Here is a 17,231-nt window from a genome sequence, read left to right as displayed (position 1 = left end):
CCATCCTCCCGCGCATCGGTCGCCAACCGCCCCCCGGCATGGCATGCTGCGGCCACCATGCGCCAATTGCTGTTGCTGCGGCACGCGAAGTCCTCCTGGGACGATCCGCGCCTTTCGGACCACGCCCGCCCGCTGAATGCGCGCGGCCGAAGGGCGGCCGTCGCCATGGGGGCGGCGATGCGGGAGCTGGGGCTGGCGCCGGATATCGTGCTGGTCTCCTCCGCCCGCCGCACCCTGCAGACGCTGGAAGCCCTGGCCCCGCTGGAAGGTCCGCCGCTGGTCGAGCCGATGGACGACCTCTACCTCGCCGCCTGGCCCAGCCTGCTGGACGTGCTGCGCGAGGTGCGGGAGACGGCGCGCAGCGTGCTGCTGCTGGGCCACAATCCCGGGCTGCACGACCTGGCCATGGCCCTGGCCGGCCCCGCCGCCATGGCCACCGCCAGCCCGATGACGCGCCGGCTGGCGGAGGGCTATCCGACCGGCACGCTGACCGAATTCTCCATAGCCTTGCCCTGGAACCGGCTGGAGGCCGGCGGCGGCCGCCTGTTGCGCGTGCTGCAGCCGGCCGACCTGCCCTCGGCCGAGGAGCTTCCCGCCTGATGTCCGGCAGCCCGCCCGTGCTGACGCTGGAGGCGGCGGTGGACCCCGCCGGGGCCGCCGGCCTGTTCCGCCAGCCGGCGCTGTCCGGCCGCCGCGCCGGGCGCACACGCTCCGTCCCGGTGACACTGACCTGGCTCGACACCGCCAAGGGCGCGCTGGCCGAGTCCGGCCTGGCGCTGGAGGCCGGCCCCGGCCCGCGCGCCCCGCGCCGCCTGCTGCGCAGCCTGCCCGAGCCCGGCGCCCCCTGGCGCCCCGGCAGCCCCGTGCCGGTCGAGGAGTCGCTGGTCCCGGATGGCGTGCCGGAGGCCGCGGAGGGTTCCGCACTGCTGCCGATCGCGGCCTTCGAGGGTCGCCGGGTGACCGTGCCGCTGCAGGGCGCGGTGGAAGCCAGCCTGCTGCATGGCACGCTGCGCCGCCCGGCTGGGGAGGCCGGCGCGCAGCCGATCGCCCGGCTCAGCCTGACCGGCCCGCCCGAGGAAGTGCTGGAGACCATGCTCGCCTTGGCCGAGGCCCTGCCGCTGCTGCCGCCGCGTGCCGCGCTGGCCGAGGAGGCACGCGCCTGGGCCCGGCAGGCGCCGCTGCGCCCGCGCCGGCTGGGCGCGCCGAAGCTGGCCGAGGAACTCGGCGTCGAGCCCGCCCTGCGGCTGCTGATCGGCCATCTGGCGGAGGTGCTGGTCTGGCACGCCCCGGTGGCGGCGGCGGGGCAGGACCCCAGCGGGGTGCACCAGATGCGCGTCGCGCTGCGCCGGCTGCGCTCGGCGCTCAAGGCCTTCCGCGCCGCGGCGGATGGGCCGGCGCTGCGCGACTTTGACGAGGGGCTGAAGGGCCTGGCCAAGACGCTCGGCCCGGCGCGGGACTGGGATGTGTTCCTGGCCGGCCTCGGCGCCGAACTGGCCGAGGCGCTGCCCGGGGAGCCGCGCATCCTGGCTCTGCTCGCCGCCGGCCAGCGGCATCGGGCGGAAGCCTATGCGAGGCTGCGCGCCGTGCTGGGCGGCGCCGGATTTCGCCTGCTGCTGTGGCAGGCGGTGGCGCTGGATTTGCGCAGCCCCTGGCGGGCGGAGGCCGATGCCGCGGCCGAGGATCGCCGCGCCGCGCCGCTCGAGGACCTGGCGAGCCACCTGCTGGCCAAGGCCTGGCGCCGCATGACGGCGGTGGGGCCGGAGATCGCGCATCTGCCGGATGCCGAATTCCACGCCCTCCGGCTGGACGGCAAACGGCTGCGCTACCTGGCGGAGCTCTTCGCCCCGCTCTTCGGCCGCAAGCGCAGCCGGCGCTTCCTGGAGCGCCTGGCCGAGGTGCAGGAGCAGTTCGGCCTGGCCAATGACGCGAGCGTGGCGCGCGCTTTGGTGGAGGGCGAGGCACATGGGGACGGCGCCTGGGCGGCGGGGGTGGCGGAGGGCTGGGTGCTGGCGCGATCCCGCCGCGCCCGGGCGCGGGCGGAAAAGGCCTGGGCCGAGCTGCTGGCCGCGGAAGCCTTCTGGAATCAAAGGTGAAACGAATTTTCTTCGCCTAAATATTAAGATAATGAATGGGTTGCACCCATCCGGCTGCATGGGTTACCCGTAGGTGAACCAGCCGAGCACTGCATCCATACCCGTGTTTAGCCGCCGTCGAATTTTCCGCCCCGCCCCCGCCCCCCGCCGCTGGCGCGCCCCCCTGGTGGCGCTGGTTGCGGCCCTCATCGTCGCCGGCCTGTCCGGCATCGGCCTGCCGCCGGACCTGATGGGCTCCGCCCCGCGCGAACAGGACTGGTCGGCGCTGGCCGCCGAGGTCCGGGTGGTGGATGGCGATACGCTGCGCCTCGGCGACCGCACGCTCCGCCTGTCCGGCATCGATGCGCCGGAGCGTGGGCAGTCCTGCACCGATGCCGCCGGCCGCTGGTTCGATTGCGGCGCGGCGGCGGCGGAAGCGCTCTCCCGTCTGGTGAACAACCGCTCCGTGCTCTGCCGGGTGCATGGGCGGGACCGCTTCGGGCGGGGGCTCGGCCGCTGCACCGCCGGCGGGGCGGAGCTCAACACCGGCCTCGTGACCGCCGGTTGGGCCCTGGCCTATGACGAGGAAGACCCACAGATGCTGGTGGTGGAGACCGCTGCCCGCCTGGCCGGGCGCGGCCTCTGGGCCGGCAGCTTCACCCGGCCGGAGGCCTGGCGCCGCCGCAATTGATGCGGCGGGGTTGATGGCCGGCGAGGGCCGCAACAGGCGCGCGGCGCCAAAATCGGCGGTATTCCGCCGCATGCACCCATCCTTAACGCGAAAGCAGTCTTGATCCCGCCCCACGTTGCCAAGCGGGCAGACAGGCTCCTATCTTGCGGCGCACCATAACGGTGGCGCGAGTAAGGCGACCGTCACCTTTACCCGCCGAGAGCCCCCTGCCTGCGAGGAAGCACGCCATGACCGTCACGGCCAACGGGTCCGTCACCTTTACCCTCGACGGGTCCAACCGCAGTACCAGCCTGCCCATCCTCAAGGGTACAGTCGGCCCGGATGTGGTCGATATCCGCAAGCTCTACGCCGATCTCGGCGTCTTCACCTTCGACCCCGGCTATGGCGAGACCGCGAGCTGCGAGAGCCAGATCACCTATATCGATGGCGATGAGGGCGTGCTGCTGTACCGCGGCTACCCGATCGAGCAGCTGGCCGAGAATTCCGACTTCATCGAGGTCTGCTACCTGCTGATGAACGGCGATCTGCCCACCCAGGCGCAGCTCGAGAAGTTCCGCAAGGGTGTGACCTACCACACCATGGTGCACGAGCAGATCCGGAACTTCTTCAACGGCTTCCGCCGCGACGCGCACCCGATGGCGATCATGTGCGGCGTGGTCGGCGCGCTGGCCGCCTTCTACCACGACAACCTGGACATCAACGACGCGCATCAGCGCGAGATCGCGGCCTTCCGCCTGATCGCCAAGGTGCCGACGATCGCCGCCATGGCCTACAAGTACAGCCTGGGCCAGCCCTTCGTGTACCCGCGCAACGACCTGAGCTACGCGGCCAACTTCCTGCACATGCTGAACTCGGTCCCGGCCGAGGAGTACAAGGTCTCGCCCACGCTGGCGAAGGCGATGGACCAGATCCTGGTCCTGCATGCCGACCATGAGCAGAATGCCAGCACCTCCACCGTGCGGCTGGCCGGTTCCACCGGCGCCAACCCCTTCGCCTGCATCGCCGCCGGCATCGCCGCCCTCTGGGGCCCGGCGCATGGCGGGGCGAATGAGGCGGTGCTGAAGATGCTGGGCGAGATCGGCCACGTCGACAACATCCCGGACTTCATCGCCAAGGTGAAGGACAAGAACTCCGGCGTGAAGCTGATGGGCTTCGGCCACCGCGTGTACAAGAACTTCGACCCGCGCGCGAAGATCATGCAGCAGTCCTGCCACGAGGTGCTGGCCGAGCTCGGCATCAAGGACGAGCCGCTGCTCGATCTGGCCATGGCGCTGGAGAAGGTGGCGCTGGAGGACGAGTATTTCGTCTCCCGCAAGCTGTATCCGAATGTCGACTTCTATTCGGGCATCATCCTGAAGGCGATGGGCATCCCGACCAGCATGTTCACGGTGATCTTCGCCGTGGCGCGCACGGTAGGCTGGGTCAGCCAGTGGAAGGAGATGATCGAGGATCCGAGCCAGCGCATCGGCCGCCCGCGCCAGATCTACACCGGCCCGGCGCAGCGGGACTATGTGAAGGTCGCCGCGCGCGGCTGATCCTACCCCCCCCCCGGTCCGTTTCTCCGGGGGGTCCTTGCTGACCTTTCCTGGGGCCTCCCCGACCCCTTGCTGCGCCTTCCCGACGCCCCGCCGGCCCTGCCGCGCGGGGCGTTTGCGTGCCGGTAGAGGCGGCGTGGCAGCCCACAACCGCCGCCCTGGACGCCCCGCCGCCCCCCGAAGTGAAAAAAATCGTGGCCCCGGCAGGACATGGATGCTGACCGTTGCGACGGCGCGAGATCCTCCGCGCTGCAATTGCGGCGCCCGCCCAAGCAATTGAAAGCCTGTGGAAAAATCCGCCGCTGCAATTGCGCGCGCGCTTCGCGGGGTCCGGGAGGGCGCCGCATCTCGCTCTGGCCTTCCGCGTAGTCGGGGCGATTCTGCAACCCCGGCGGGTGTTTTCTTAACGAAGCCTGAATTTTCGCCTTGAACTCGAAGGCTTTTCGAGGAATCTATCTACGCAGGGTTGATATCCACAGGAGATCTAAACCATATGAGCGAGCATCTCCGACTGGGCTCCGGCAAGGAACTCGACGAACTCGTGCGCAACCGCCTGCGCCTCTGGCCGCAGCGCCCGCCGGGGGCGGTGCGCACGCCGAAGCAGCCGGGCACCTGGCTGCGCGGCCGGCCGGGAGATCTGTCGATGGTCGCGCAGCCCTTCCTGAAGCTGCCGGGCACCAATACCTACCGCACCATCCCGGACGGGCTCTGGCTGCATTTCAGCCCCGACCCCGCCGACCGCTACGCCGATATCCTCTGCATCGAGGCCTGCGGCTCCATCACCAACCTGCAGGACAAGCGGGCACGCTTCGCCCCCTCCACCACCTCCCTGCTCGTGGTCTGCCCGCTGCGCTGGCTGCTGGACCGCGTGGGCGCGGAGGACGAGACCCCCCGCTGGCGGCTGATCCGCCTGCTGCGGGAGGCGCCGAGGGAGCCGCTGGTGCTGCCGGTGCGCGATGTGCGCGTGCTCTACGGGCTGAAGGCGCGCCACTACAACGGCTTCGCCAAGTCGCAGATGCCGCAGCCGCATGAGTATTTCTGCCCGATGGACGCGCTGACCGCGGTGGATGGGCATCAGGCGCCGGAGCTGCAATCCCTGATCGGCCGCGCCAGCGCGACAGCCAATTTCATGACCCCTCCCTGACCCGGATCGGGGCAGCGGCGGCCGGGGCGGGAGGGGCCCCGCGCCGCCGAACCCGACCGCTTGGCGAAAAAAGCCACGCGAAGTTCACACACCCCCCCTGCCCGACCCGCACGGGCCGCTCTAGATCGGCGCAGCGTTCATGCAGCGGGGAAACGATGGCATTCGACAGGCGGAGTTTCGGCTTGGCCGCGGCAGGCTTGGCCTCCAGCCGGCTTCTCGCCAGCCCGGCGCTGGCCCAAGGGGGCTCCACAGGCGGGATCACCGGCCCGCTGGTGCTCTATACCTCGCAGCTCGAGCCCGATGCGGCGCAGACGGTGGAAGCCTTCCGGGCGCGCCACCCCGGCGTCACCGTGGAATGGATCCGCGCCGGCACCGGCCAGATCATGACCCGGCTGCGCGCCGAGATCGCCGCCGGCCAGCCCCGCCCCGACGTGCTGCTGCTGGCCGATAGCCTGACCTTCGAGGGGCTGCGCAGCGAGGGCCGGCTGCGGCCGAGCCCGGAGGTGCAGTTGGGCGGCACCCCGCCGGCGCAGGTGGATGCCGCGCGCGGCTATTTCGCCACCAAGCTGATCACCACCGGTATCGTCCACCATGCCCGCGCGCCCTTCGTGCCGAAGGCCTGGACCGATCTGCTGGATCCCCGCGCGCGCAACCAGGTGGCCATGCCCTCGCCCGCCGTCTCCGGTGCCGCCGCCATCCATGTCACGGCGCTGGCGCAGAACCCGGCTCTCGGCTGGTCCTATGTCGAGCGGCTGGTGCAGAACGGCGTGCAGGCGCGCGGCGGCAATGGCCCGGTGATGCAGGCGGTGGCGGGTGCCGAGCGCGCCTTCGGCATCGCCATCGACTACCTGCCGATCCGCGAGGCCGCGCGCGGCGCCCCGGTGCGCTTCGTCTTTCCGGAGGATGGCGTCTCCGCCATCACCGAACCGGCGGCGATCCTCTCCACCGCCCGCAACGTGCCGGCGGCCATTGCCTTCCTGGATTTCCTGCTGTCGCGGGAGGGCCAGCAGCTGGCCTCCCGCCAGGGCTTCCTGCCGATCGACCCGGAGGTGGCGCCGCCCGCCGGCTTTCCCGATCCGAAGTCGATCCGCATCATGCCGCTGGATGCGGCGCGCGCCGCGGCCGACCAGGCCGAGATCCTGCGCCGCTTCGCCGCCCTGACCGGCGGCTGAGGCGCCCGCTGCCAAATTGACGCGGCACCAGGACCAGACGCCCGGGGACCAGGTGTTGGGCCTCGGGCGGGGCATTGCGGCGCTGTCGCTCGGCTGGCTGCTGCTGGTGGGCGCCATCCCGCTGGCGCGGCTGCTGGCGGAGGCGCTGGCCGGCACGGCGGTGGTCAATGCGCTGGGCGATGCGGCGATCTGGCGCGCCGCCTGGCGGTCGCTGGCCCTGTCGTTGTGCGCCGCCGCGCTGGCTACGCTGATCGGCGCGGCGCTGGCCTGGGCGCTGCTGCTGCGCGGCCTGCCGGCGCGCCGCACGCTGATCTTCTGCGCCGTGCTGCCGGCGCTGGTGCCGGCGCAGGTGATGGCGCTGGGCTGGATCCAGGCCGGCGGCCCGGCCTCCCCACTGCTGCTGGCGCTGGACCTGGCGCCGCCGATCGGCACGCCCAACCCGATCTATTCCCCCGCCGGCATGGCGCTGCTGCTGGCCGTGCAATCGGCGCCGCTGGTGCTGCTGGCCACCGCCGCCCTGCTGCGCCGGGTGCCGGGCGAGGTGGTATTGGCCGCCCGCGGCCTGGGCGCGGGGCCGGAGGCGGCGCTGCGCCGCGCCGTCTGGCCGCTTCTGGCGCCGGGATTGCTGGCGGGCGCGGGCCTCGCCTATGTCGCCGCGCTGGGCAATTTCGGCGTGGGCGCGCTGATCGGCATCCCGGCGCGGTTTCCGGTGCTGCCGGTGCTGATCTGGCAGCGCCTGTCCTCCGGCGGCACCGCCGCGCTGGCGGAGGCCGCGGCGCTGGCCCTGCTGCTGGCGGCCATGGCCGCGCCCGCGCTGGTGCTGCAGGCGCTGGCGGCGCGGCGGGCGCCGGCGGCGGGGCGGATGCCCTTCGCGCCGGTGCCGCTGCCGCCGGCGGGTCAAGCTGTGGTGCTGGGGCTAGTCGGGCTGTACCTGGCCATCGTGCTGGCGGTGCCGATGCTGGCGCTGCTGGCCGCCGCCCTGGTGCCGGCCATCGGCATGGAGCTGACCGCCACGACGGCGACGCTGCGCCACTTCGCCGCCGCCGTCGCGGCCAATGCGCAGACCGGGCGCGCCTTCGGCAATTCGCTGCTGCTCTCGGCCGGGGCCGCGCTGCTGCTGGCGGCCGCCGCGCTGCCCATCGCGCTGACGCTGCGCGCCCGGCCGGTGCGGCTGGCGGCCACCGCGACGGACCTGCCCTATGCCCTGCCCGGCGCCTGCACCGGGGTGGCCGCCATCCTGGTGGTGCTGTCGCTGCCGGGCGGCGGGGCGCTGTATGGCACGCTCGGGGTGATCCTCTTCGCCTATCTCACCCGCTTCCAGGCCCTCGCCCTGCGCCCCGCCGCGGCCGCGGCCGCGCGGCTCGATCCGCTGCTGGAAGATGCGGCGCGCGGCATGGGGGCCGGGCCGTGGCGGCGCCTGTGGTCGGTGCACCTGCCGCCGCTGGCCCCCGCCTTGGCCGCCGGCGGCATCCTGGTGGCGCTGACGGCGGTGAACGAGGTGACCGTCTCCTCCCTGCTCTACGGGCCGGGGACGCAGACGCTGGGGGTGCTGGTCTTCAGTCTTCAGGAAAGCGGGCAGTCGCCGCTGGCCGCCGCCGTCTCCTGCCTGGCGCTGCTGCTGAGCGCCGGGCTGATGGCGGCCGCGACGCTGGCCGCGCGGCGCCTGCCGGCCGGGACGCTGCCATGGCGGCCGTGATCCGCCCGGCCCGGGCCGAGGACCTGCCCGGGATGCTGGAACTGTACCGGCATCTGAGCCCGGACAATGCCCCACCCGCCCCGGCCGTGGCGGAGGCCGCCTGGCAGGCCCTGCTCCAATCCGGGCTGACCACCGTTTTCGTGGCGGCGGAAGCGGGGCGTCCCGTCGCCTCATGCACCCTGGTCGTCGTGCCGAACCTCACCCGCGGCGGCCGGCCCTATGCCGTGATCGAGAATGTCGTCACCCATGCCGATTTCCGCCGGCGCGGCCTCGGCCACGGCGTGCTGAGGGCGGCGCTGGACGCGGCCTGTGCGGCAGATTGCTACAAGGTGATGCTGGCCAGCGGTTCGAAGCAGGAGGCGACGCTGCGCTTCTACGAGGCCGCCGGCTTCACGCGCGGCGGCAAGACCTTCTTCGAGGCGCGGCGGCGCTGACCACCGCGCTCCCGCCTCACACGGTCAGCGAATAGAACATCCGCATCGCCGTGATGAACAGGAACAGCGCGAAGGCCCGCTTCAGCAGCAGCGGCGGGATGGTATGCGCCAGGTGCACGCCCCAGGGGGCTGCGATCATCGAGCTCGGCACGATCAGCGCGAAGCCGATCAGGTTGACATAGCCGAGGCTCAGCGGCGGCAGCAGCGGGTCGCCCCAGCCGCCATAGATGAAGCCGATGCTGGCGGGGATGGAAATGATGATGCCGAAGACGCTGGCGGTGGCCACCGCGCCGCGGATCGGCGCGCCGAACATGGACAGGATCGGCACCCCCACCGTGCCGCCGCCGATGCCCATCATGGCGCTGACCGTGCCGATGAAGCCGCCGATCGCCTGGCGCAGCACGCCGCCCGGGAAGCTGTCCCGCAGCTTCCAGTCCGCGCCCGTGAAACCCATGTTCAGCGCGACCAGGATGGCGATGGTGGCGAAGACCAGCGTCAGCGCCTCCCCCTTCAGCCAGATCGCCAGCACGGTGCCGAGCAGCACGCCGACGCCGATGGACGGCGCCAGCGACTTCAGCAGCGGCACGTCCATGGTGCCCTTCAGATAGTGCTTGCGCGCGGACTGGATACTGGTGGGGATGATGGTGGCGAGCGAGGTGCCCACCGCCAGCTTCATCTGCACCGCCTCCGGAATCCCGAATAGCGGAAAGACGTTGAACAGCACCGGCACGATGACGATGCCGCCGCCGACGCCCAGAAGCCCCGCCAGCGTGCCGGAGACGATGCCGGTCAGCGCCATCGCGACGGCGAGGCCCGCCAGCCACATCGGGTCCGTCATATGCTCCATGATGCAGGCAACTCCTGATGCGGGCGGGTGGTGCAGGCGGGAATGTCGCGTGCCATACACCCCCCCTCCCACCGCGTCATCCCGGGGTCCCACGCTTGTCCATCATCACAGACCCCTGGTTCTGGGTGCTCGCCGCGCCGGCCTTCGTGCTGACGGGTGTCAGCAAGGGCGGCTTCGCCTCCGGCGCCGGCAATGTCGCGGTGCCGCTGATGGCGCTGATCGTCCCGGCGCCGCAGGCCGCCGGCATCGCCCTGCCGGTGCTGTGTGCGATGGACATTTCCTCGCTGCGCGCCTGGTGGCGGCGCTGGAGCTGGGAGCAGCTGCGCATCATCCTGCCGGGCGGGCTTCTGGGGATTGCGGCCGGTGCGGCGGTCTTCGGGCTGATGAACGATGCCGCCGTGAAGCTGATGGTGGGCGGCATCGCGCTGGCCTTCCTGGCGCGCAGCCTCTGGCAGGCGCGGCCCGGCCGCGCGGTGCCGGCGCCGGCCCAGCCGAGCCGGGTGAAGGGCGGCTTCTGGGGGCTGGTCTCCGGCTTCACCAGCACGGTGGCGCATGCCGGCGGGCCGCCGCTCGCGGTCTATCTCTATCCGCTGCGGCTGGACCGGGCGACGCTGGCGGCGACCACGGTCGTCTTCTTCGCGGTGATGAACTACGTGAAGCTCATCCCCTATGCCTTCCTCGGCCAGCTTTCGGCCACCAACCTGCTGACCAGCCTGGTGCTGCTGCCCCTCGCCCCGCTGGGCGTGAGGCTCGGCATCTGGCTGCAGGCGCGGATGAGCGACCGGGTCTTCTATCGCATCGTCTATGCGATGCTGGCGGTGACCGGCGCCAAGCTGGTCTGGGACGGGCTGGCGGGGCTGTAGTCAGCCGCCGCTGCGATAGGCGGCGAGGATCTCGGACCCGGCGGATCCCGCCTTCGCCTCCCACTCCCGCACCGCCGCGCCGCCGGCCTCCTTCAGCGCCGCCAACAGCGGCGCGCCGGGCTGGGCGATGGTCACGCCATTCTCCCGCATGCGCTGCTGGTTGGCGGCGTCGCGGGTTTCCAGCAGGGTCCAGAGGCTGGTCTCGGTGCGGGTCGCGGCGCGTTCCAGCTCGGCGCGCTGCGCCTCGGTCAGGGAGCGAAGCCTTTCCTGGTTGCCGAAGGCCAGGCTGACCGGCATGGCGTAGCCGATTTCCGTGAAATGGGGCAGATGCTCCCACAGCCGTCGCCCGGCGCCGCCATCGCCGGAGGAGAGCACCGCATCCAGCGACCCATCCGCCAGCCGCGTCGCCACCGCCTGGAAGCTCAGCAGTTCCGCCTCCGCGCCCAGGGCCCGCATCGTCTCCGTGCCGGTCGCGTCATAGGTGCGCAGCTTCAGCCCGCGCAGGTCGGCGGGCGTCGCGATCGGGCGGCGCGACCAGATGCCGGTGGGCGGCCAGGGCGTAACATGCAGCAGCGTGACATCCAGCTTCTCCAGCGCCGCCAGATAGGCCGGCCGCGCCGCCACCAGCAGCCGCTTCGCCTCCGCCGCCGAGGTCGCCAGGAAGGGCAGCGAGGACAGCAGGAAGACCGGGTCCAGCCCGCCCAGCGCGCCCGCGAAGGCGTCGCCGATGGCGAACTTCCCCTCCGCCACCGCGCGCGGCATGGCGGCGGAGCGCACGCCGCCCGGCGCGTCGAAGGCCGGCGTGATCACCAGCGGCTTCGCCGCCTCCGCCAGCCGCACCAGCCCCTCGGCCGGCATGGCGCCGGCGGGGTATTCGGTCGCGGCGGTCCAGGCCTGCTGGGCGCCGGCCTGTTGCGACAGGGCGGCGAAGGGCATGCTGGTGCCGAGGGCGAGCAGGGTACGACGGCGCATCGTTCGGGACTCCGGAGTCGCGCCAAGCATAGGACGAGGTCTCGGCATGTCGGAAAAAAGTCTTGGTGTGGGGAAGCCCGATACGCAGATCCTGGGCGTGCTCGGCGGCATGGGGCCGCTCGCCTCGGCCCAGTTCATGCTGCGCCTGACGCTGCTGACGGATGCCGCGCGCGACCAGGATCATATCCCTGCCGTGCTCTGGTCCGACCCGCGTGTGCCGGACCGCACCGCGGCGCGGATGGCCAGCGGCGAGGACCCCCTGCCCGCCCTGCTGCGCGGCATAAGCGGGCTGGAGGCCGCCGGCGCCGGCGCCATCGCCATCCCCTGCAATACCGCGCATGGCTGGTTCGAGGGCATGCAGTCGGCCACCGCCCTGCCCATCCTGCACATCGTCGATGCCGCCGAGGCCGAACTTCTGCGGCTTGGCGTCACCCCGGGACCGATCGGGCTGATGGGCACGGCGGGGACGCTGGCCATGCGCCTGTATCAGGAACGCCTCGAACCGCGTGGCTGGACCTGCCTGGTGCCGACCGAGGAGGAAATGCAGCGCCTGGTCTCGCCGGGCATCGAGCGGGTGAAGGCGAATGACGTCGCCGCCGCCTATGCGCCCCTGGCGGAAGCCGCCCGCGCCCTGGCCGCGCGCGGCGCGCGGGCGGTGGTGCTGGGCTGCACCGAGATCCCGCTCGGCATCGCGGCCGGCCCGGCCCTGCCCTTCCCGGTCTGCGACACGATCGACGGGCTGGCGCGGGCGGCGATAAGCTGGGCGAAGCGATAGACGGGATACAAGCCGTATTGCAGCACAGCGACGGCCTTGCCATCGTGGATCACCCTTCGGAGATCCGCCATGCCCCGCCCGCCGCGCACCGCCTGGCTCGCCGCTTTGATGCTGGCCCTCGCCGCGCCGGCCGCGGCGCAGGAGATCCGGCTGGGGGTGGAGCTCTTCCCCAACAGCCTCGACCCGCACTGGCACAATTTCGGCGGCAACAAGGCCTTCGCGCCGCATCTCTATGAGCCGCTGGTGGCGCTGGATGCGCGGCAGCGGCCGACCGCGGCGCTGGCCACCGCCTGGACCGCGACGGATCCCACCACCTGGCGCCTGACGCTGCGCGACGGCGTGCGCTTTCATGACGGCGCGCCGCTGACCGCGGCGGATGTGGCGCATACGCTGCAGCGGGCCGCCGCCGTTCCTGGCTCGCCCTCCTCCTTCGCCGTCTATCTGCGCCAGATCACGGCGGTGGAGACGCCCGATGCGCGGACGGTCGTGCTGCGCACCGCCACGCCCTTTCCGCTGATGCCGGTCTATCTCAGCCAGGTGCCGATCATCCGCGCCACCGCCGCGACCACGGCCGATTTCGATGCGGGCCGCGCCGCCATCGGCACCGGCCCCTTCCGCCTGACCGGCTGGTCGCGCGGCGAGTCCATCACGCTGGCCCGCAACGACGCCTATTGGGGCGAGGCGACGCCCTGGGCGCGGGCCTCGCTGCGCAACCTGGCGCAGCCTTCCACCCGCGTCGCGGCGCTGCTGGCCGGCGATGTCGATGCGATCGACGCCGCGCCGCCGCAGGACCTGCCGCGGCTGTCCGCCGATGCGCGGCTGCGCGTCGCCTCGCTGGTCGCGCCGGCCGTCGCCGGCTTCCACCTGGATGTGACGGAACGCGCACCGCCGGGCATCCGCGGGAATGACGGCCAGCCGCTGGCGCACAACCCGCTGGCCGATCCGCGGGTGCGGCAGGCGCTCTCGCTCGCCATCCAGCGCCAGGCGATCGTCGACCGGGTGATGGGCGGCCAGGCGCGGGTGGCCGGCCAGTTCATGCCGCCCGGCGCCTATGGCCATGCCCCCGGCCTGGCCCCCGCCCCCTTCGACCCGGCCCGCGCCCGCGCGCTGCTGGCCGAGGGCGGCTTCCCAGACGGCTTCCGCCTGACCATCCACTGCCAGAACAACCGCTTCGTCAACGACGCGCAGATCTGCCAGGCGGTGGCGCAGATGCTGACCCGCATCGGCGTGCGGACGGAGGTGGAGGCGATGCCGCACGCCACCCATGTGGCCCGCGGCCGCAACCGCGAATTCAGCTTCTGGACCGGGCTGTGGAATGTGGAGACCGGCGAGCCCTCAGCGCCCCTCGTGACCCTGCTGGGCACCGTGGATGAGGCGCGGGGCCGCGGCCAGTTCAATCGGGGCCGCTATTCCAACCCCGCCTTCGATGCGCTGCTGGACCGCGCCCTGGGTGAGCTGGATGACGGTGCGCGAGAGACGGTGCTGATCCAGGCGACGGAGATCGCATTTCGCGACAACGCCCTGATTCCGTTGCATCATCAGATGCATCTCTGGGCCCACCGCACGGAACGTCAGTTCACGCCACGGATGGATGGGTATACGCGCGCCATGGATTTCCGCTGAAGGCGCCGTCCGGTGCGTCTTAAAAACGAGTCCCTGCCCTAAGAGGTATCATTTCGGCTTGTAATTAACATATCTGCCGAGCAGTCTGCGCCGCGAAAGCGGGAGGATCCGGCATGGCAACGATCACCACATACACGAAGACCTTCGTGGGCACGGCGCTAGACGACTCGCTGGTTTTCACCCAGGTCGTGGGCACCGCCAGCCTTCTGGGCGGCAACGACTTCGCCGACTTCCAGATGTTCGTGGACGCGGTGGATGCCGGCAACGGCAACGACACGGTGCTGCTGCGCGGCGGCGCGAACTCGGTCCTGCTCGGCGCCGGCAATGATTTCCTCGAGGCCAGCGCCTATGTCGCGCTGGTCGATGCGGGCAGCGGCAACGACACGGTGCTGGTCCAGGGCGCCGGCAGCGTCATCCTCGGCACCGGCCACGACGTGCTGCTGGCCAGCGGCTTCATCGGCAGTGTCGATGCCGGCAGCGGCAACGACGTTGCCCTGATCCAGGGCGCCAATACCGTCAGCATGGGCGCCGGCAACGATACGCTGGAGGCGGCCTCCTTCATCGGCAGCGTCGACGCCGGCTCGGGCGATGACCTGCTGCGCATCCAGGGCGCCAATAGCGTGGCGCTGGGCAGCGGCGGCAATGCGCTCTTCGCCAATGGCTTCATCGGCACGATCACGGCCGGCAATGGCGTGGACTTCCTCGATATCCGCGGCGCCAACAGCGTCAGCCTCGGCGGCGGCAACGACCAGATGCTGGCCCGGGACTATGTCGGCAGCATCGACGCCGGCGATGGCTTCGACGATATCCGCCTGCAGATGGGCGGCACCGATGTGAAGCTTGGCGCCGGCAATGACCACTTCATCTCGCTCGGCTGGGTGAACAAGGTCTCGGGCGATGCCGGCAACGACCGGATGGAGCTGGAGGCCGGCGGCCGCGCCTATGGCGGCTCCGGCCAGGACACCCTGACCAATGGCACCAACAGCACCCGCCGCGTGGAACTGTATGGCGAAAGCGGCAACGACCTGTTCAACTTCGACTTCGGCACCCAGGCGAATGAGCGTTCGCTGGTCTCCGGCGGCAGCGGCTTCGATACGCTGCGGCTGAACATCAGCACCGGCGACCTGATCCTGAACAGCACGGCCGCGGCGCTGCAGGAGCTGGCGAAGTTCGAGGACAGCAACGGCAGCTTCGGCTTCAACACCTTCAACCTGGACACGAATTCCATCGAGAAGGTGGTCGTCTTCGTCAATGGCGGGGTCTTCGGCGAATACCTCATCGCCTGAGACCGCGGGCGCGAGAGTCGTTAGGCGCGGCGGCGGGGAGAGTCCCATCCGCTGCGCCAGGACGAGTATGTTTCCTTCTGTATCAGGGCGTTACGGGAGGATTCGACCATTTCATGACAGGGAACTTCTGACGCGCTGCAGCATTAGGTCAGGCAGAACTGCCAGAAGGGTCCCCTCTTGGACAACTTCATGCTGGCGGCCCGCCAGGTGCTCGCCTCCCTCACCTTCATCCCGGCCTGGCTGCTCAGCCTCATCGTGCTCGCCGCCGGCATCCTGGTCGCCATCCAGGCGCATCGCATCCTCTTCCGGGCCGCAACCCGGCTCGTGGCGGAGCGCGACCTGTTCTGGCGTTCCCTGGTCCAGCGCACGGAGGGTCCGAGCCGCCTGACCCTGATGATGATCGCGGTGGCCTTCGCCGCATCCATCGCGCCGCTCACCTTTGGCCAGGCCAATGCCATCCGCCACCTGCTGCTGGTCTGCTTCATCCTGCTGGTCGGCTGGGTGGCGCGGACGGTGCTGCATATCTGGGTGACTATCTACCTGCGGCGCTTCAAGCTGGACTCGGACGACAATCTCCTCGCCCGCAAGCACACCACCCAGTCGCGCATCCTCCAGCGCGTGGCCGGCTGGCTGATCGTCACCGTCACCATCGCCGTGGCGCTGATGACCTTCGAGGGGGTGCGGCAATACGGCGTGTCGCTGCTGGCTTCCGCCGGTGCCGCCGGCCTGGTGCTGGGCCTTGCGCTGCAGCCGCTGCTGAAGAACCTGGTGGCCGGCATCCAACTGGCGGTGACCCAGCCGATCCGGCTGGAGGATGCGGTGATCGTCGAGGGCGAATGGGGCAATGTGGAGGAGGTGACCTCCACCTATGTCGTCATCCGACTCTGGGACTGGCGCCGCATGGTGCTGCCGCTGAGCTACTTCCTGGAGCACCCCTTCCAGAACTGGACGCGCGAAAGCGCCAGCCTGATCGGCACGGCGATGATCCATGTGGACTATACCGCGCCGGTGGATGCCATGCGGCGCAAGCTGGTGGAGATCGCCAGCGCCTCCATCCTCTGGGACAAGCGGGTGGTGAACCTGCAGGTCACGGAGCTGCGCGCAGAGACCATGGAGGTGCGCATGCTGGTCAGCGCCAGCAATGCCGGCAAGACCTTCGACCTGCGCTGCGAGGTGCGGGAGAAGATGATCGCCTTCCTGCAGGCCGAATATCCCGGCGCCCTGCCGCGCAATCGCGCCGAGGTGGCGGCGAGCGCGGAGGAGCGGCAGCTCACCCGCCGCGCCCTGGCGGCATGACCGGGCGTTGCTGAGCGTGCGCTAAACGGCCTCAGGGTCGAACAGGTAGCCGACCCCGCGCACGGTGCGGATCGCCATGGGCCGGGTGGGGTTGCGCTCCACCTTGCGGCGCAGCCGCATGATGCGCAGGTCGATGGCGCGGTCGAAGGCCTCCGGCTCCTCCTCGCCCGAGGTCCGCTCCAGCAGCCAGTCCCGGTGCAAGGCGCGGTTCGGATTCTCGACGAAAAGCTTGAGCAGGGTGAACTCGCCCTCGGTCAGCGTATCCTCCCGCCCCTCGGCGGTGACCAGCAGGCCGCGCTTCAGGTCGAGCACCGCGCCGCCGATTCGCGTCTTGCCCGGGCCCAGCGCCTCCGGCCGCGCCGCGGCCTGGGCGGCGCCCTCGGCGCCCGCGCGGCGCATCACGGCGCGGATGCGGGCCAGCAGTTCGCGCGGCTCGAAGGGTTTTGTCACGTAGTCGTCGGCGCCGGATTCCAGGCCGACCACGCGATCCACCAGGTCGCCTGCCGCGGTCAGCATGATGATGCCGACCAGGGCGGACTGGCCGCGCAGCCAGCGGGCGAGCGCGAAGCCATCCTCCCCGCCCGGCAGGCCGACATCGAGCAGCGCCGCATCCGGCATGGAAGCCGCCACGGCGGCGCGGCAGGCGCGGCCATCGGCCACCGCCTCCACCACGAAGCCCTGGCCGACCAGATAGGCGCAGATCGTCTCCCGCTGGAAGGGATCATCCTCGACCACCAGCAGATTGGTCGTGCCACCGGCCATGCCCGGCTCCTCCTCGTCTGCGTGCGGCGACAGGCGCGCGTTGACAGGGCCCCTGTTACAAAC

The 17,231-nt window shown here is 71.2% G+C and carries 16 protein-coding genes; 13 read left to right on the top strand and 3 right to left on the bottom strand.

From position 1 onward, the window contains the following. The first annotated feature begins 57 nt into the window (after positions 1-57). The 8 genes from J3S20_RS08625 (at position 58) to J3S20_RS08590 (ending at position 8,744) form a co-directional block, all read left to right on the top strand. Positions 58-600: a SixA phosphatase family protein gene (locus J3S20_RS08625; RefSeq protein WP_216836038.1), complete on the top strand. Its 543-nt coding sequence runs from the start codon at positions 58-60 to the stop codon at positions 598-600. After that, entirely contained in the window at positions 600-2,093 is a 1,494-nt protein-coding gene (locus tag J3S20_RS08620; RefSeq protein ID WP_216836037.1) for a CHAD domain-containing protein, read from the top strand. Before J3S20_RS08625 ends, J3S20_RS08620 begins: the two co-directional genes overlap by 1 nt. Positions 2,094-2,196: 103 nt before the next feature. Beyond that, complete coding sequence (locus tag J3S20_RS08615; RefSeq protein WP_216836036.1) at positions 2,197-2,763, top strand: thermonuclease family protein; 567 nt, start codon at positions 2,197-2,199, stop codon at positions 2,761-2,763. Positions 2,764-2,990: 227 nt separating this feature from the next. Next, entirely contained in the window at positions 2,991-4,298 is a 1,308-nt protein-coding gene (gene gltA, locus J3S20_RS08610; RefSeq protein WP_216836035.1) for a citrate synthase, read from the top strand. A 493-nt stretch (positions 4,299-4,791) separates the two neighbouring features. Next, positions 4,792-5,442 (top strand): hypothetical protein, encoded by a 651-nt coding sequence (locus J3S20_RS08605; protein WP_216836034.1) that lies wholly within the window; start codon positions 4,792-4,794, stop codon positions 5,440-5,442. Between the two features lie 155 nt (positions 5,443-5,597). Continuing rightward, positions 5,598-6,614, top strand: a complete 1,017-nt coding sequence (locus tag J3S20_RS08600) for an ABC transporter substrate-binding protein (protein WP_216836033.1) — start codon at positions 5,598-5,600, stop codon at positions 6,612-6,614. A gap of 16 nt (positions 6,615-6,630) precedes the next feature. Next, complete coding sequence (locus J3S20_RS08595) at positions 6,631-8,310, top strand: ABC transporter permease (RefSeq protein ID WP_246602510.1); 1,680 nt, start codon at positions 6,631-6,633, stop codon at positions 8,308-8,310. Further along, positions 8,298-8,744, top strand: coding sequence for a GNAT family N-acetyltransferase (locus J3S20_RS08590; protein ID WP_216836032.1), 447 nt, complete (start codon positions 8,298-8,300; stop codon positions 8,742-8,744). The genes J3S20_RS08595 and J3S20_RS08590 overlap by 13 nt, the downstream gene beginning before the upstream one ends. A 16-nt stretch (positions 8,745-8,760) precedes the next feature. Here J3S20_RS08590 and J3S20_RS08585 read toward each other — a convergent pair whose 3' ends face one another. Next, complete coding sequence (locus J3S20_RS08585) at positions 8,761-9,591, bottom strand: sulfite exporter TauE/SafE family protein (protein ID WP_379793637.1); 831 nt, start codon at positions 9,589-9,591, stop codon at positions 8,761-8,763. 95 nt (positions 9,592-9,686) lie between these two features. Between J3S20_RS08585 and J3S20_RS08580 the strand changes: the two genes are divergently transcribed. Continuing rightward, a complete protein-coding gene (locus tag J3S20_RS08580) occupies positions 9,687-10,454 on the top strand; it encodes a sulfite exporter TauE/SafE family protein (protein ID WP_216836031.1) in 768 nt (255 codons plus the stop codon). Here the strand turns inward: J3S20_RS08580 and J3S20_RS08575 are convergent, their stop codons facing one another. Continuing rightward, entirely contained in the window at positions 10,455-11,426 is a 972-nt protein-coding gene (locus tag J3S20_RS08575; RefSeq protein WP_216836030.1) for a TRAP transporter substrate-binding protein, read from the bottom strand. Positions 11,427-11,472: 46 nt separating this feature from the next. Here J3S20_RS08575 and cuyB point away from each other — a divergent pair, with 46 nt between their 5' ends. From cuyB to J3S20_RS08555, 4 genes are all read left to right on the top strand, one after another. Beyond that, positions 11,473-12,201: a cysteate racemase gene (gene cuyB, locus J3S20_RS08570; RefSeq protein ID WP_216836029.1), complete on the top strand. Its 729-nt coding sequence runs from the start codon at positions 11,473-11,475 to the stop codon at positions 12,199-12,201. 69 nt (positions 12,202-12,270) lie between these two features. Continuing rightward, complete coding sequence (locus tag J3S20_RS08565) at positions 12,271-13,824, top strand: ABC transporter substrate-binding protein (protein ID WP_216836028.1); 1,554 nt, start codon at positions 12,271-12,273, stop codon at positions 13,822-13,824. 113 nt (positions 13,825-13,937) lie between these two features. After that, the gene (locus J3S20_RS08560) at positions 13,938-15,110 is read left to right on the top strand and encodes a calcium-binding protein (protein WP_216836027.1); all 1,173 of its coding nucleotides are present in this window, start codon (positions 13,938-13,940) and stop codon (positions 15,108-15,110) included. Between the two features lie 177 nt (positions 15,111-15,287). Next, positions 15,288-16,406 (top strand): mechanosensitive ion channel family protein, encoded by a 1,119-nt coding sequence (locus tag J3S20_RS08555; RefSeq protein WP_246602509.1) that lies wholly within the window; start codon positions 15,288-15,290, stop codon positions 16,404-16,406. Between the two features lie 21 nt (positions 16,407-16,427). Here the strand turns inward: J3S20_RS08555 and J3S20_RS08550 are convergent, their stop codons facing one another. Then, on the bottom strand, positions 16,428-17,168 hold the full coding sequence (locus tag J3S20_RS08550) for a response regulator (protein WP_216836026.1): 741 nt from the start codon (positions 17,166-17,168) through the stop codon (positions 16,428-16,430). Positions 17,169-17,231 lie beyond the last annotated feature (63 nt).

The organism is Falsiroseomonas tokyonensis, assembly GCF_019024325.1.
Taxonomy (GTDB): domain Bacteria; phylum Pseudomonadota; class Alphaproteobacteria; order Acetobacterales; family Acetobacteraceae; genus Falsiroseomonas; species Falsiroseomonas tokyonensis.
This window is presented reverse-complemented; position numbering and strand designations above follow the sequence as displayed.

Bases quoted from the DNA above. Each gene is read 5' to 3' on its own strand.
- J3S20_RS08575 (WP_216836030.1), bottom strand. From the start codon at position 11,426: ATGCGCCGTCGTACCCTGCTCGCCCTCGGCACCAGCATGCCCTTCGCC.
- J3S20_RS08585 (WP_379793637.1), bottom strand. From the start codon at position 9,591: ATGGAGCATATGACGGACCCGATGTGGCTGGCGGGCCTCGCCGTCGCG.
- cuyB (WP_216836029.1), top strand. From the start codon at position 11,473: ATGTCGGAAAAAAGTCTTGGTGTGGGGAAGCCCGATACGCAGATCCTG.
- J3S20_RS08625 (WP_216836038.1), top strand. From the start codon at position 58: ATGCGCCAATTGCTGTTGCTGCGGCACGCGAAGTCCTCCTGGGACGAT.
- J3S20_RS08560 (WP_216836027.1), top strand. From the start codon at position 13,938: ATGGCAACGATCACCACATACACGAAGACCTTCGTGGGCACGGCGCTA.
- J3S20_RS08550 (WP_216836026.1), bottom strand. From the start codon at position 17,168: ATGGCCGGTGGCACGACCAATCTGCTGGTGGTCGAGGATGATCCCTTC.
- J3S20_RS08600 (WP_216836033.1), top strand. From the start codon at position 5,598: ATGGCATTCGACAGGCGGAGTTTCGGCTTGGCCGCGGCAGGCTTGGCC.
- J3S20_RS08565 (WP_216836028.1), top strand. From the start codon at position 12,271: ATGCCCCGCCCGCCGCGCACCGCCTGGCTCGCCGCTTTGATGCTGGCC.
- J3S20_RS08590 (WP_216836032.1), top strand. From the start codon at position 8,298: ATGGCGGCCGTGATCCGCCCGGCCCGGGCCGAGGACCTGCCCGGGATG.
- gltA (WP_216836035.1), top strand. From the start codon at position 2,991: ATGACCGTCACGGCCAACGGGTCCGTCACCTTTACCCTCGACGGGTCC.
- J3S20_RS08605 (WP_216836034.1), top strand. From the start codon at position 4,792: ATGAGCGAGCATCTCCGACTGGGCTCCGGCAAGGAACTCGACGAACTC.
- J3S20_RS08620 (WP_216836037.1), top strand. From the start codon at position 600: ATGTCCGGCAGCCCGCCCGTGCTGACGCTGGAGGCGGCGGTGGACCCC.